Origin of the sequence: Pseudomonas sp. NY15356, from assembly GCF_048068175.1 — a bacterium.
GTDB lineage: Bacteria > Pseudomonadota > Gammaproteobacteria > Pseudomonadales > Pseudomonadaceae > Aquipseudomonas > Aquipseudomonas putida_K.
In genome coordinates this window covers 1-13,068 of record NZ_JBLUPW010000025.1, presented here as the reverse complement: position 1 = coordinate 13,068, position 13,068 = coordinate 1, and the positions used below count along the sequence as shown (strand labels likewise).

Below are 13,068 nucleotides of genomic sequence, written 5' to 3'. Positions count from 1 at the left end.
TCAGCAGGACTCCTGGCCGCGCAGCTGGCCGTCGCCGATCACCACGTACTTCTCGCAGGTCAGGCCTTCCAGGCCCACCGGGCCGCGGGCGTGCAGCTTGTCGGTGGAAATACCGATTTCCGCGCCCAGGCCATATTCGAAGCCATCGGCGAAGCAGGTCGGAGTGTTGAGCATGACCGATGCCGAGTCGACCTCGGCCATGAAGCGCCGGGCACGGCCCTGGTGCTCGGTGATGATCGAGTCGGTGTGGTGCGAGCCGTAGTGGTTGATGTGCTCGATGGCCTGCTCCAGGCCATCGACGACGCGGATCGACAGGATCGCGTCGAGGTATTCGGTGTGCCAGTCGTCCTCACTGGCCGCCTTGGCCTCGATGATCGCCCGGGTGCGCTCGCAACCGCGCAGCTCGACGCCCTTTTCCTGGAAGCGGCGGGCCATTTCCGGCAGGAAGGCTTCGGCGACGCTGGCGTCCACCAGCAGGGTCTCCATGGCGCCGCAGATGCCGTAGCGGTAGGTCTTGGCGTTGAAGGCAACGCGCCAGGCCTTGTCCAGCTCGGCGTGCTGGTCGACGAATACATGGCAGATACCGTCCAGGTGTTTGATCACCGGGACGCGGGCATCACGGCTGATGCGCTCGATCAGGCCACGACCACCGCGCGGAACGATGACGTCGACGAATTCCGGCATGCTGATCAGCACACCCACGGCTGCGCGATCGGTGGTCTCGACCACCTGCACCACCGCCGCCGGCAGGCCGGCCTCGGCCAGGCCACGCTGGATACAGGCGGCAATAGCGCGATTGGAGTGGATGGCCTCGGAGCCGCCGCGCAGGATGGTGGCGTTGCCGGACTTCAGGCACAGGCTGGCGGCATCGATGGTCACGTTCGGGCGCGACTCGTAGATGATCCCGATCACCCCAAGCGGCACACGCATCTTGCCGACCTGGATGCCCGACGGACGGTAGCTCATGTCGCGGATCGCGCCCACCGGGTCCGGCAGGCCGGCCACCTGGCGCAGGCCGGTGATCATGCCGTCGATGCGTGCCGGGGTCAGGGCCAGACGGTCGAGCAAGGCCGGTTCAAGGCCGTTGGCACGGCCGGCGGCCAGGTCCTGTTCGTTGGCTGCGGTCAGCTCGGCGCGGGCGGCGTCCAGAGCGTCTGCGGCGGCCTGCAGGGCGCGGTTCTTCTGCGCGGTGCTGGCACGGCCGATCACCCGCGAGGCCTCACGGGCGGCGCGACCCAGGCGGGTCATGTAGTCAAGAACGGACTCAGTCATGGGCTCGGTGTCTTGGCGAAGGGGAAATCGGCTGATTATAACTGGCACGCTCCGGTACGCCCAGCGGCGGGTGGCGGATGGTCGAAAATCTCTTGGTTGGCTGAGGCTTTGTAGCGCCTGTGAGAGCCCCCCGCACCAAGCACCTCCAAGCCTCACGTTCAGCCTCGATTAAGCCATTAATTGCTATCATTCGCGCTTCACAGACCGCGAACCGCCAGCATGCAAGCACCCGTCCCCTGCCCGGCCCGAGCCCTGCCCGACAGTTTCTTCGACCGCGACGCCCAGACCGTAGCCCGCGAACTGCTGGGCAAGGTGATCCGCCATCGCCATGGCGATCTCTGGCTTGCGGCCCGGATCATCGAGACCGAGGCCTACTACCTCACCGACAAAGGCAGCCATGCCTCTCTCGGTTATACGGAAAAACGCAAGGCGCTGTTCCTCGATGGCGGCCACATCTACATGTATTACGCCCGCGGTGGCGACTCGCTGAACTTCAGCGCCCATGGCCCGGGCAATGCCGTGCTGATCAAGTCCGCTTACCCGTGGGTGGATGCCATTTCCGATGCCAACAGCCTGGCACAGATGCAACTGAACAACCCCGACGCCAGCGGCAACCTGCGCCCGACCGAGCGCCTGTGCGCCGGCCAGACCCTGCTGTGCCGGGCCCTGGGCCTGAAAGTACCGAACTGGGACGCCAAGCGCTTCGACCCCGAGCGCCTGTATGTCGAAGACTGCGCAATTACCGTGCCGCGGGTGATCCAGACCACCCGCCTGGGCATTCCCCACGGCCGTGACGAACATTTGCCGTACCGCTTCGTCGATGCCGAGTTCGCCCGCTTCTGTACGAGGAACCCGCTGCGCCGGGGCCAAGTCGAAGGGCGTGATTTCTTTATCCTGGAACAAGGAAGCTGACTCATGGGCCAATGGCTCGACAGCCTGACCGGCTGGCTCAGCGCCAACCCGCAGTGGCTTGGCCTGGCAATTTTCCTGGTGGCCTGCGTGGAATGCCTGGCCATCGCCGGCATCGTCGTGCCGGGCACCGTCCTGTTGTTCGCCGTGGCCGTGCTGGCCGGCAGCGGGGCCTTCAGCCTCGGCGAGACCTTGCTGCTGGGATTTGCCGGAGGCCTGCTGGGCGATGCCATCTCCTACGGCCTGGGCAAGAAGTTCCACCAGAACATCCGGCGCCTACCCCTGCTGCGCCATCACCCGGAATGGATCGCCAGCGCCGAGGCCTATTTCCACCGCTACGGCATCGCCAGCCTGCTGGTGGGCCGCTTCATCGGCCCGCTGCGGCCGATGCTGCCCATGGTGGCGGGTATGTTCGACATGCCATTGCCGCGCTTCATCGCGGTGAGCCTGGTGGCCGGTGCCGGCTGGTCGGTGGCCTACCTTTTGCCCGGCTGGGCCACGGGCGCAGCCATGCGCCTGCCGCTGCCGGAAGGTTTCTGGCTCGATGCCGGCATCATCGCGGGCACCCTGGCCGTGTTGATCGGCTTGAGCCTGCACAGCAGCATTCGCGACCAACGCCACGGTACCCGCCTGATCGCGAGCCTGAGCTTCCTGGCCCTGGCGGCGGTGTTCATCGGCTGGCCCTACCTGCATGAATTCGACCAGGGCGTGATGACGCTGGTCCAGGAGCATCGCAGCGAGGCCATCGATGGCCTGGTGGTGGTCATCACCCGTTTGGGCGACTTCCGCACCCAACTATGCCTGGGCGCCCTGCTCACGGGCCTTCTGCTGCTGGCCAGGCAATGGCGCCATGCGCTGTTCGCCGGCGGCGCCCTGATGGGCACGGCGGTCGCCAACGGCGCCTTGAAATGGCTGTTCGCCCGCGCCCGCCCGGAGGTGCTGACCGACCCGCTGACCAGCTATAGCATGCCCAGCGGCCACAGCTCGGCATCCTTCGCGTTCTTCTTGGTGCTGGCCGTGCTGGCCGGGCGAGGCCAGCCACCACGCATGCGCCTGACCTGGGTAATGCTGGGGTGCTTACCGGCCCTGGCGATCGCGCTGTCGCGGGTGTACCTCGGGGCCCATTGGCCGACGGACATCATGGCCGGCGCCCTGCTGGCCTGCTGCGTGTGTGCCGTCAGCCTGACGCTGGCGCAATATCGCACGCCGCTCGATGCCCTGCCGTTGCGGGTGTGGTGGCTGGTGCTGCCGGCGTGCGTGGCGCTGCTGGCGTTCTTTGCCTTGTATGCTCTGCCCCAGGCGCTGCTGCGCTATCAGTACTGATGAATGCTGCACCGGCGATAGGGCCGGTGCACAGCACGAAAAAGGTCAAGCGAACAACTCGCCCTGGATACGCTCCAGCAGGTCCTGGATCGCCTCGAGCCGCAGCTGCGGCGAGTCGATTGCCAGCAGGTCGAGCTTGTCCTCTTCCATGAACGGCAAGAGGTAGCCCAGCTGGTTGGCAAGGGACTGGCAGCCATCCACGGCGCGTGGCATGTCCAGTGCTGCCACCATGGGGTGCTCGCCAAGGGCCTGGAGCAAGGCCAGCAGGTCATCGTCCCGCTCGGACAGGGCGCTGTCCGCCAGCTCCGGCAGCCACTGCACCTCACCAACCATCAGCTGGTCCTTCTGTACCTCGGTCTGTTCCAGGCGAAAACGCCGCACGCCCTCGACACGGATACCGAGCAGGCCGTTGTCCTGCTGCACGAAGTCACGGATCATCGCCTCGCAGCCGACCGAGGCGACCACCGGCGGCGCCTTGCCGACCTGCTCGCCTTCGAGGATGCACACCACGCCGAACCCGCCGCCCTGCTTCATGCAGCGGCTGATCATGTCCAGGTAGCGCGCCTCGAAGATCTGCAGGTCGAGCAGGCAACCGGGAAACAGCACGGTATCGAGGGGAAACAGCGGTAGCGTCATCGTCCGTCCTCAAGCCACCAGGCTGATCGCCAGCGGCAGGAACACCGCCGTGGCCACACCCATCAGGCTCATTGCCAGCGCGGCGAAGGCGCCGCATTCGTCACTTTCCTGCAAGGCCACCGAAGTGCCCACCGCATGAGCGGTCACGCCCAGGGACATGCCTCGGGCCTCGGGGCTGTGCACACCAAAGCGGGTCAGCAACGCCGGGCCGAAGATCGCACCGATCACCCCGGTGATCAACACGAACACCGCCGCCAGCGCTGCCACGCCGCCGATCTGCTCGGCCACCAGCATGGCGATGGGCGATGTTACCGACTTCGGCGCCATGGTCATCAGGATCATGTGCTCGGCACCGAACCACCAGCCCAGCAACAAACAGGCCACGGTGGCGAATAGGCCTCCGATTACCAGCGTAGTAAATGTGGGCCAGAACAGCTGGCGGATACGCCGCAGGTTCAGGTACAGCGGCACGGCCAGGGCCACGGTGGCGGGGCCCAGGAGGGTGGCCATGATTTCCGTGCTCCTGCGGTACTCGACATAATCGATGCCGCAGGTCACCAGCACACCGATGACCAGCAACATCGACACCAGCACCGGCTGCAGGAAGATCCAGCGGGTCTTCTCGTAGGCGGCCAGCACCAGTTGGTAGGCCCCCAGGGTAATGCCGATGCCGAACAGGGGGTGGTGGATGACGGCGTCGAGCGCGCCTTGCCAGTCGAAAATCATGCCTGCTCCTTGCGCTTGCCCTGACGGTGGATGAGCTTTTGCATCAGCACACCGACGAAGACCAGGGTCACCAGGCACGAGATCAGCAGCGCGCCGGCGATGGCCCAGAAATCGGCGGCGATGTCCTTGGCGTAGACCATCACCCCCACCGCCGGCGGCACCAGCAACAGCGGCAGGTAGCGCAGCAGGCTGCTGGACGCCTCGTTCAAGGGCTTGCCGACCTCGCCCCGGATCATCAGGGTCACCAGCAGCAAGAGCAGGCCGATGATCGGCCCGGGCAGGATGGGCAGGAACAGGTGATTGATCGCCGTACCCAGCAGCTGAAACAGCACCAGCCAGGTCAAACCACGCAACAGCATAAGGATCTCCTCCGGGCAGTGCGGCCATTATAAGCACGGCCCTGGGGCGTCTATAAGGCGATTTGCGGCGAAAAGATGACAACTTGACTGTATTGCCACAGCGTGCTGATCTTGCACTCGCGTACCAGATCAAGCCTACCGACGCGCAAGACTACTTGGAGAGTCACGATGCCCTATGTACCTGTAAGCGCGTTATCGCACTATGTCGGCAAGCCTTTGGGGCGTTCCGAGTGGCTGAAGATCGACCAACTGCGCATCAACCAATTCGCCGAAGCCACCGGGGACTTCCAGTTCATCCACGTGGACCCCGAGAAGGCCGCAAAGACGCCGTTCGGCAGCACCATTGCCCATGGCTTCCTCACGCTATCGCTGATTCCCAAGCTGATGGAGGACATCCTCGTATTGCCCGAAGGCCTGAAGATGGCGCTCAACTATGGGCTGGACAGCGTGCGCTTCATCCAGCCAGTGAAGGTCGACAGCCGAGTGCGGCTGAGCGTCGAGCTGGCCGAGGCCACCGAGAAGAAGCCGGGGCAATGGCTGCTCAAGGTCACCGCCACCCTGGAGATCGAAGGCGAGGAGAAACCCGCCTACATCGCCGAACCCCTTTCGCTGTGTTTCGTCTGAACCACCGCAGCCTCCCCGGCTGTCTCCGCTTCTGCTTCTGCGGCATACTCGACGCATCGTTTGCCCGGAACCTGCCATGCGTGCCCTGCTGCCCCTGACCCTGACCCTGTTGCTCGCTGCCTGCGGCGAGGGCGAACCCTTGTCACCACCGGACGCCCGCCTGCCTGACGGCGGGCGCTACCGGGGCGAGGTGGTAGATGGCCTGCTGCAGGGCGAGGGGCGCATCGACTACCCCAACGGCAGCTGGTATGCCGGCACCTTCCAGAACGGCCAATGGCATGGCCAGGGCGAGTGGCATGGCAGCAACGGCGAGGTCTATCGCGGCCAGTTCGCCGAGGGCCTGTTCCACGGCCTGGGCGAGCTGACCACCCCAGGCAGCCACTATGCCGGCACCTTCAAGCATGGCCGACGCGACGGCGAAGGCACCCTCAAGCAGAACGACCAGACCTACCGCGGCCAGTTCAAGGACGACCTGTACGAAGGCGCCGGCGAGCTCGAATTGGCCGACGGCAGCCGCTACCAGGGCCTGTTCGCCAAGGGCAAGCCCAACGGCGCCGGTGTGCGCAGCGATGCCAGCGGCAACCAGTTCAGCGGCCGTTTCATCGATGGCCTGCTGCAAGGCAGCGGCACCTACGACAGCGTCGACGGCGAGCAGTACATCGGCGAGTTCAAGGACAATCGCCTGGAGGGTCGCGGCCGCTACGAGAACGCAGAAGGCGATGTGTGGATCGGCGATTTCAAGGATGGCTCCCTCGACGGCCAAGGCGAAATGCTCGGCAGCGACGGCAGCCGCTACCGGGGCAGCTTCCGCGAATGGCGCTTCCATGGCCAGGGCCGCCTGCAACTGGCCGACGGCAGCCAGTACATCGGCGGCTTCGAGAACGATGCCTACCACGGCGAAGGCCGGCTGATACAGGCCAACGGCAAGGTGAGCAAGGGGTATTGGATCAACGGCGTACGCGTGCGTGATGCCAAGGGCCAGCTGCTCCCCGACCCGCTTGACCTGGCCCTGCTCAACCAGGGCAGGCTGCTGGACAAGGCATTGGCCGCGGTGCCACCCAGCCAGGCGCCCATCGAGCTGTACAGCCTGGTGGTGGCAGGTGATGGCCAGCAAAGCGTATTCCTGCGCGAGGCCGATTATGTCAGCAACATGCTCAAGGTCCGCTTCGGCGCCCATGGCCAGGTAACCCTGGTCAACCACCGTGACCACATGGCTGACCGCCCCATGGCCACCCGCGAGAACCTCACCCGCGCCGCCCGTACCCTGGCCGAGCGCAGCGGCCCCGAGGACCTGGTGTTCATCTACCTCACCAGCCATGGCAGCCAGGACCACCAACTGGTGCTCGACCAACCGCGCCTGCAACTGGCCGACCTTGCCGCCGACGAACTGGCCAGCGCCCTGGCTCCGCTCAAGGACCGTGACAAGGTCATTGTCATTTCGGCCTGCTATTCCGGTGGCTACATCGCCCCGCTCAAGGACGAGCGCACCCTGATCATGACCGCCGCCCGCCCGGACCGGGTGTCCTTCGGCTGCTCGGAAGAAGCCGACTTCACCTACTTCGGCGACGCCCTGTTCGCCCAGGCCCTGAACCAGACCGACGACCTGAAACAAGCGTTCGAACTGGCCCGCACCAGTGTTGCCGAACGAGAAAGAAGAGAAGGCTTCGAAGCCTCCGAGCCGCAGCTCTGGGCGCCACCGCCGGTGCTTGCACACTGGCAGCGCCTGCGCCGGCAGCAGGCCGAGGAAGCCTTGCGCAATGAAGCCCAGCCAGCGGTGGATGAACAGGAAAAATCGCCTGCCACCCACTAAGCTGTGTGTAACAAGGGAGAGACATCATGTACTTGACGCCTCAGCATGTATTACTTGCCGGAGCAACAGGCCTGACGGGTGAACACCTGCTCGACCGGCTGCTCAACGAACCCACCATCAGCCGGGTGCTGGCCCCTACCCGTCGGCCACTGGCCGAGCATCCGCACCTGGAAAACCCCGTGGGCGACCCGGCCGTGTTTCTCCCGCAACTGGCCGGCCGCGTCGATATCGCCTTCTGCTGCCTGGGCACCACACTCAAGCAGGCAGGTTCGGAAACCGCCTTCCGCGCCGTCGACCTGGACATGGTCGTGGCGTTCAGCAAGCGCGCCCGGGAAATGGGCGCCCGCCACTTGCTGGTGGTCAGCGCCTTGGGAGCCGACCCCAAGTCGCCGATCTTCTACAACCGGGTCAAGGGTGAGATGGAAGAAGCGCTCAAGGCCCAGGACTGGCCGCAGCTGACCATCGTCCGGCCTTCGCTGCTGCTCGGCGAACGCCTGGAGCCGCGGATGGGTGAGCGTCTGGCCGCCCCGTTCTCACGGCTGATACCTGGCAAGTACCGAGGGATCGAGGCGTGCACCTTGGCCCGGGCGCTGTGGCGCCTGGCGCTGGAAGAAGAGGATGGAGTGCGGATCGTCGAATCCGACGAGTTGCGCAAGCTGGGCAAGAAATAACCCCTGGTCGCTTCCAGCCTGATCGCCGGCAAGCCGGCTCCCACCTGTGGGAACCGGCTGGCCAGCGATCAGCGCATCACAGACCGCCGGTTGCCTGGAAACCAACTCCCAATGCCGTCAACAGCGACAACGGCAGCAACAGGGTATCGAGCAACGCGCTGCCCGGCAGGTCGAGCCCAGGATACGCCGGCGCCTTGGCCCCGAAACGATCCTCGGGGCAGCATCCCCCGTTCATCGCATACAGGTCCAGCCGCGTTCCGGCGTACACCACCGGTGCGCCCGGTTTATTGGCATCCAGCGTTCGCACGGTCGCGCAGCCACCGAGCAGGGCCAGCACCAACAGCCCCGCCAGTGCACGCCTCAATCGTCGACCCCGAAGTGATGTTCACCCCAGCGCGGCAGCATGTCCTGCGGAATGCTCATCAGGTTGAGGATACGCGCCACCACAAAATCGACGAGGTCGTCGATGGTCTGCGGCTGGTGATAGAAGCCCGGCGCCGCCGGCAGGATCACAGCGCCCATCTGCGACAGCTTGAGCATATTCTCCAGGTGAATGGTCGAGAACGGCGCCTCACGCGGCACCAGGATCAACTGGCGCCGTTCCTTCAAGGTCACGTCCGCGGCACGTTCGATCAGGTTGTTGCAGGCGCCTGTGGCAATGGCCGACAAGGTACCGGTGGAACAGGGCACCACCACCATGGCCGCGGGCGCGCCGGAGCCCGAGGCTACCGGCGCCATCCAGTCTTCCTTGCCGTACACGCGGATCTGCCCGTCGGCTGCGCCGGTGTACTCGGTCAGGAATGCCTGCATCGCCTGGGGCTTGGCCGGTAGCACCACGTCGGTCTCGGTGGCCATTACCAGCTGCGCCGCCTTGGAGATGAGGAAATGCACTTCGCGATCCTCACGCACCAGGCAGTCGAGCAGGCGCAGGCCATACTGCGCCCCGGAAGCACCGGTCATGGCCAGCGTGATGCGCTCCGGCCCGCTCATTTGAGGGCCTCGGCGAGCTTGCCATGCAGGCCGCCGAAGCCGCCATTGCTCATGATCACCACATGGGTGCCTGGGCGGGCCTGGCCCTTGACCCGCTCGATGATCGCCTCAAGGCTATCGGCCACCACAGCCGGCACCTTGCATTGCGCCGCCGTGGCCGCCAGGTCCCAGCCCAGGTTGGGCGGTGCGTACCAGATCACCTGGTCGGCATTGTCGACGCTGTCAGGCAGGCCATCACGGTGGGCGCCAAGCTTCATGGAGTTGGAGCGCGGTTCGATGACGGCGATCACCGGCGCCTCGCCGACACGCTTGCGCAGGCCGTCGAGGGTGGTGGCAATGGCCGTCGGGTGATGGGCGAAGTCGTCGTAGATGGTGACGCCCTGCACTTCGGCCACCTTTTCCATGCGCCGCTTGACGCTTTTGAAGGCGCTCAGACCTTCGATGGCCATGGCCGGAGCCACGCCTACATGGCGGGCCGCCGCCAGGGTCGCCAAGGCATTGGCCACGTTGTGCTGGCCGGTCAGCTCCCACTCGACCACCCCCTGCACCACGCCCTCGAACAGCACTTCGAAGTGCGAACCATCGGCACTGAGCAACCGGGCCTGCCACTGGCCACCTTCGCCGGTAGTCTGCACCGGCGTCCAGCAACCCATGCCGATCACGCGCTCCAGGGCTTGCTCGGTGGTGGGGTGGATAACCAGGCCTTCGCTGGGAATGGTTCGTACCAGATGGTGGAACTGCCGCTCGATGGACGCAAGATCAGGGAAGATATCCGCATGATCGAATTCAAGGTTGTTGAGGATCGCCGTGCGTGGGTGGTAGTGGACGAATTTGGAGCGCTTGTCGAAGAAGGCGCTGTCATACTCGTCGGCCTCGACCACGAAGAACGGGGTACCGCCCAGGCGGGCAGATACGGAGAAGTTCTGTGGCACGCCGCCGATCAGGAAGCCCGGGCTCATGCCGGCATGTTCCAGGACCCAGGCCAGCATGCTGCTGGTGGTGGTCTTGCCGTGGGTACCGGCGACGGCCAGTACCCAACGCCCCTGCAGCACATGGTCGGCCAGCCACTGTGGGCCGGAGACGTAGGGCAGGCCCTTGTTCAGCACGTACTCCACCGCGGGGTTGCCCCGGGACATGGCGTTACCGATCACCACCAGATCCGGTGCCGGCTCCAGCTGGGCCGGATCGTAGCCCTGGGTCAGTTGGATGCCCTGGGCTTCGAGCTGGGTGCTCATCGGGGGGTAGACGTTGGCGTCCGAGCCAGTGACCCGGTGGCCCAGCTCCTTGGCCAGCACCGCCAGCGAACCCATGAAAGTGCCGCAAATACCGAGAATGTGAATGTGCATGGTCGACCTCGCAAAACGTCGAGGCAGGGTAGCCCAGGGCGAGGGAAATCGCACTCGCTGTTTCGCTCAGCCGACCTTCGAAATGCCGTGCTTGCGCAGTTTTCGATACAAGGTATTGCGGCTGATGCCCAGATGCTCGGCGGTATGGGTCATGTGCCAGCGCTTTTCTTCGAGCACTGCCAGCAACGCGGCCCGTTCGGCGCCTTCGAGTGTCGCACGGTTGTGGGAGCGGGCTTGCCCCGCGATTGCGCCAGCAGGGTCGTTGTGGGAGCGGGCTTGTCCCGCGATTGCGCCAGCAGGCCCCATGGACGTCCTGACGATTGCAGGCAGGTCGGCATAGGCAATGCGGTTGTCTTCGCACAGCGCCACCAGCGTCTTGAGCACATTGCGCATCTGCCGCACGTTACCTGGCCAGGCGAACGCCAACAGCGCCTGGCGCGCCGCAGGCTCGATGTCCACCGGCTGCCCGCCAGCCTCCTGCGCCAGCAGGAAGTCCAGCAACTGCGCCTTGTCGCTGCGCTCGCGCAAGGCCGGCAAGGCCACTTCCAGGCCATTGAGGCGGTAGTACAGGTCTTCGCGGAAGCTGCCCTCTTGTACCCGCTCCAGCAGGTCGCGGTGGGTCGCACTGATGATGCGCACATCCACGGGCTGGGGCTCGCCACCGATCGGTACCACCTGGCGCTCCTCCAGCACCCGCAACAGGCGTGTCTGCAAGGCCAGCGGCATGTCGCCGATCTCATCGAGCAGCAAGGTGCCGCCATCGGCCTGCAGCAGCTTGCCACGCATACCTTCCTTGCGCGCCCCGGTGAAGGTGCCGCCGCGATAGCCGAACAGCTCGCTCTCGATCAGGCTCTCGGGGATCGATGCACAGTTGATGGCCACGAACGGTTTGTGCCGGCGCTGGCTGGCCCGGTGCACGGCCTGGGCGAACGCCTCCTTGCCACACCCTGTCTCGCCCTGCAGCAGCAAGGGCACGTCACGTTCGAACACACGCACGGCGCGCTGCAGGTCGAGCGCCAGCGCGGGGTCGACCAGGCAGATGCCCTCAGGCGCCTCGCGCCGGGCCGCGGCCAGGCTGGCCGGCACCGACCAGGCCGAGGTACGCCCCTGCCCGCGCAGGCTGGCGTATACCTGGCGCCCGTCGCGGGTATGCAACGGCCAGGCGGCGCTGCCCTGGGGCGTGGCGCGGCTGAACAGTTCGTCATGGCTGCAGGCGAAGAACATCTCCACCGGTTTGCCAAGCATCCCACCGCGAATAGTGCCCAACAGGTTCAGTGCACTCTGGTTGACCGCGCAGATCCGCCCATTGCCATCGAACGCCACCAGCCCCTCGCTGAACAGCCCGACCGATTCGGCCTGCAGATGGAAGCGCAGCAGCCACTGGCCCTCGAAATGACGCAAGAAATAGCAGCTCTCGATCATCTTCGCCGAGAGGTTGACCAGCGCCATGGTGTGGAACTGGCTCTGGCGCGAGACATCCGGGCGCGCCGAAGACACATCGAGCACCGCCAGCAGCTCGCCGTGCGGGTCGAACACCGGGCTCGCCGAGCAGGTCAGGCCGGTATGCCGGCCACGGAAGTGCTCGCCCTGGTGAATGGTCAGGGCCTGGCGCTCGACCAGGCAGGTGCCGATGCCGTTGGTGCCTTCGCTGGCCTCGCTCCAGTCGGCGCCCAGCCACAACCCGGCACGCTCGAAGATACGCCGCTCGGTAGGGGCGGTGACGCAATTGAGGATCACCCCGCGGGCATCGGTCAGCAATACCGCATGGCCGGCGCCGGACAGCTGCTGATGCAGGCTGTTCATTTCGGTATCGGCGATCTGCAACACCTGGCGCAGACGCTCACGGCTTTCCAGCAGGCGGCCATGCTCCAGCACGACAGGCGCCTGGGCCAGCGTCGGGTCCAGGTGGTAGTCCTCCAGGCAGCGCAGCCAGGAGCGGGCGATCGACGGGTCGCTGCCCGGCCCGCTGGCCTGGCCACGGGCGACCGTGAGGACCTGGTGGGCGTGGCGGCTGAAGGCGTTGCTCTGCATCGTTCTTGTTCTCCGCAGATAGAGCGTCCCGCCAGCATCCTCCACCCATCGAGGCTTTGCAATGGCACGCTGACCGACGAGTCATGGGCTGCGCCGGGAACGGTACAAACTGTCACGCAACGCGTGCCACAGTTGCCACACAGGCCACTGCGCCGCTCATCATCAACCGGCCAACACCTTGATTATCAAGGGCTCGACAGCACTGGCCCGACCTTTGCTCTACGCTTTTGAACTCCGCAACAAACACAATAGCCAGGAGACACACCATGCGTTACGCACATCCGGGTACCGAAGGCGCGAAAATCACCTTCAAGAGCCGCTATGGCAACTACATCGGCGGTGAGTTCGTTCCTCCGGTCAAGGGTGAATAC

Annotated in this window: 14 protein-coding genes; 6 read left to right on the top strand and 8 right to left on the bottom strand. The window is 65.4% G+C overall.

Annotated features, from left to right (window positions below):
* A complete protein-coding gene (locus ACNFCI_RS18390; RefSeq protein WP_368830279.1) occupies positions 1-1,272 on the bottom strand; it encodes a glutamate-5-semialdehyde dehydrogenase in 1,272 nt (423 codons plus the stop codon).
* Between the two features lie 219 nt (positions 1,273-1,491).
* Between ACNFCI_RS18390 and ACNFCI_RS18385 the strand changes: the two genes are divergently transcribed.
* Both ACNFCI_RS18385 and ACNFCI_RS18380 read left to right on the top strand, forming a co-directional pair.
* Positions 1,492-2,184, top strand: a complete 693-nt coding sequence (locus tag ACNFCI_RS18385) for a DNA-3-methyladenine glycosylase (RefSeq protein ID WP_368830278.1) — start codon at positions 1,492-1,494, stop codon at positions 2,182-2,184.
* Between the two features lie 3 nt (positions 2,185-2,187).
* The gene (locus tag ACNFCI_RS18380) at positions 2,188-3,504 is read left to right on the top strand and encodes a bifunctional DedA family/phosphatase PAP2 family protein (RefSeq protein WP_368830277.1); all 1,317 of its coding nucleotides are present in this window, start codon (positions 2,188-2,190) and stop codon (positions 3,502-3,504) included.
* Between the two features lie 45 nt (positions 3,505-3,549).
* On the opposite strand, the gene ACNFCI_RS18375 is transcribed toward ACNFCI_RS18380, so the two are convergent.
* The 3 genes from ACNFCI_RS18375 to ACNFCI_RS18365 are packed head-to-tail and all read right to left on the bottom strand — an operon-like array spanning position 3,550 to position 5,225.
* Complete coding sequence (locus tag ACNFCI_RS18375; protein ID WP_084855560.1) at positions 3,550-4,140, bottom strand: LON peptidase substrate-binding domain-containing protein; 591 nt, start codon at positions 4,138-4,140, stop codon at positions 3,550-3,552.
* A 9-nt stretch (positions 4,141-4,149) separates the two neighbouring features.
* Entirely contained in the window at positions 4,150-4,866 is a 717-nt protein-coding gene (locus tag ACNFCI_RS18370; protein ID WP_368830276.1) for an LrgB family protein, read from the bottom strand.
* Positions 4,863-5,225, bottom strand: a complete 363-nt coding sequence (locus ACNFCI_RS18365) for a CidA/LrgA family protein (protein ID WP_084855562.1) — start codon at positions 5,223-5,225, stop codon at positions 4,863-4,865. Before ACNFCI_RS18365 ends, ACNFCI_RS18370 begins: the two co-directional genes overlap by 4 nt.
* A gap of 168 nt (positions 5,226-5,393) precedes the next feature.
* Between ACNFCI_RS18365 and ACNFCI_RS18360 the strand changes: the two genes are divergently transcribed.
* From ACNFCI_RS18360 to ACNFCI_RS18350, 3 genes are all read left to right on the top strand, one after another.
* Positions 5,394-5,849: a MaoC family dehydratase gene (locus tag ACNFCI_RS18360; RefSeq protein WP_084855563.1), complete on the top strand. Its 456-nt coding sequence runs from the start codon at positions 5,394-5,396 to the stop codon at positions 5,847-5,849.
* Positions 5,850-5,925: 76 nt separating this feature from the next.
* On the top strand, positions 5,926-7,659 hold the full coding sequence (locus tag ACNFCI_RS18355; protein WP_084855564.1) for a C13 family peptidase: 1,734 nt from the start codon (positions 5,926-5,928) through the stop codon (positions 7,657-7,659).
* Between the two features lie 26 nt (positions 7,660-7,685).
* On the top strand, positions 7,686-8,330 hold the full coding sequence (locus ACNFCI_RS18350; RefSeq protein ID WP_084855565.1) for an oxidoreductase: 645 nt from the start codon (positions 7,686-7,688) through the stop codon (positions 8,328-8,330).
* Positions 8,331-8,406: 76 nt separating this feature from the next.
* On the opposite strand, the gene ACNFCI_RS18345 is transcribed toward ACNFCI_RS18350, so the two are convergent.
* The 4 genes from ACNFCI_RS18345 to ACNFCI_RS18330 all read right to left on the bottom strand — a co-directional run bounded on the left by ACNFCI_RS18345 (position 8,407) and on the right by ACNFCI_RS18330 (position 12,697).
* The gene (locus tag ACNFCI_RS18345) at positions 8,407-8,694 is read right to left on the bottom strand and encodes a YceK/YidQ family lipoprotein (RefSeq protein ID WP_084855566.1); all 288 of its coding nucleotides are present in this window, start codon (positions 8,692-8,694) and stop codon (positions 8,407-8,409) included.
* Positions 8,691-9,320 (bottom strand): flavin prenyltransferase UbiX, encoded by a 630-nt coding sequence (gene ubiX, locus ACNFCI_RS18340; RefSeq protein WP_084855567.1) that lies wholly within the window; start codon positions 9,318-9,320, stop codon positions 8,691-8,693. The genes ACNFCI_RS18345 and ubiX overlap by 4 nt, the downstream gene beginning before the upstream one ends.
* Positions 9,317-10,666, bottom strand: coding sequence for a UDP-N-acetylmuramate:L-alanyl-gamma-D-glutamyl-meso-diaminopimelate ligase (gene mpl, locus ACNFCI_RS18335; RefSeq protein WP_084855568.1), 1,350 nt, complete (start codon positions 10,664-10,666; stop codon positions 9,317-9,319). The genes ubiX and mpl overlap by 4 nt, the downstream gene beginning before the upstream one ends.
* A 66-nt stretch (positions 10,667-10,732) precedes the next feature.
* Entirely contained in the window at positions 10,733-12,697 is a 1,965-nt protein-coding gene (locus tag ACNFCI_RS18330; RefSeq protein ID WP_368830274.1) for a sigma-54-dependent Fis family transcriptional regulator, read from the bottom strand.
* A 266-nt stretch (positions 12,698-12,963) separates the two neighbouring features.
* On the opposite strand from ACNFCI_RS18330, the gene ACNFCI_RS18325 reads away from it, so the two are divergent.
* Positions 12,964-13,068 (top strand): hypothetical protein (locus ACNFCI_RS18325; RefSeq protein WP_416768096.1); only part of this gene is annotated, 105 nt, incomplete at its 3' end.

Excerpts from the sequence above, each read along its gene's own strand:
- ACNFCI_RS18370 (WP_368830276.1), bottom strand. The coding sequence starts at position 4,866 with ATGATTTTCGACTGGCAAGGCGCGCTCGACGCCGTCATCCACCACCCC.
- ACNFCI_RS18350 (WP_084855565.1), top strand. The coding sequence starts at position 7,686 with ATGTACTTGACGCCTCAGCATGTATTACTTGCCGGAGCAACAGGCCTG.
- ACNFCI_RS18390 (WP_368830279.1), bottom strand. The coding sequence starts at position 1,272 with ATGACTGAGTCCGTTCTTGACTACATGACCCGCCTGGGTCGCGCCGCC.
- ACNFCI_RS18355 (WP_084855564.1), top strand. The coding sequence starts at position 5,926 with ATGCGTGCCCTGCTGCCCCTGACCCTGACCCTGTTGCTCGCTGCCTGC.
- ACNFCI_RS18385 (WP_368830278.1), top strand. The coding sequence starts at position 1,492 with ATGCAAGCACCCGTCCCCTGCCCGGCCCGAGCCCTGCCCGACAGTTTC.
- mpl (WP_084855568.1), bottom strand. The coding sequence starts at position 10,666 with ATGCACATTCACATTCTCGGTATTTGCGGCACTTTCATGGGTTCGCTG.
- ACNFCI_RS18365 (WP_084855562.1), bottom strand. The coding sequence starts at position 5,225 with ATGCTGTTGCGTGGTTTGACCTGGCTGGTGCTGTTTCAGCTGCTGGGT.
- ubiX (WP_084855567.1), bottom strand. The coding sequence starts at position 9,320 with ATGAGCGGGCCGGAGCGCATCACGCTGGCCATGACCGGTGCTTCCGGG.
- ACNFCI_RS18360 (WP_084855563.1), top strand. The coding sequence starts at position 5,394 with ATGCCCTATGTACCTGTAAGCGCGTTATCGCACTATGTCGGCAAGCCT.
- ACNFCI_RS18330 (WP_368830274.1), bottom strand. The coding sequence starts at position 12,697 with ATGCAGAGCAACGCCTTCAGCCGCCACGCCCACCAGGTCCTCACGGTC.
- ACNFCI_RS18375 (WP_084855560.1), bottom strand. The coding sequence starts at position 4,140 with ATGACGCTACCGCTGTTTCCCCTCGATACCGTGCTGTTTCCCGGTTGC.
- ACNFCI_RS18380 (WP_368830277.1), top strand. The coding sequence starts at position 2,188 with ATGGGCCAATGGCTCGACAGCCTGACCGGCTGGCTCAGCGCCAACCCG.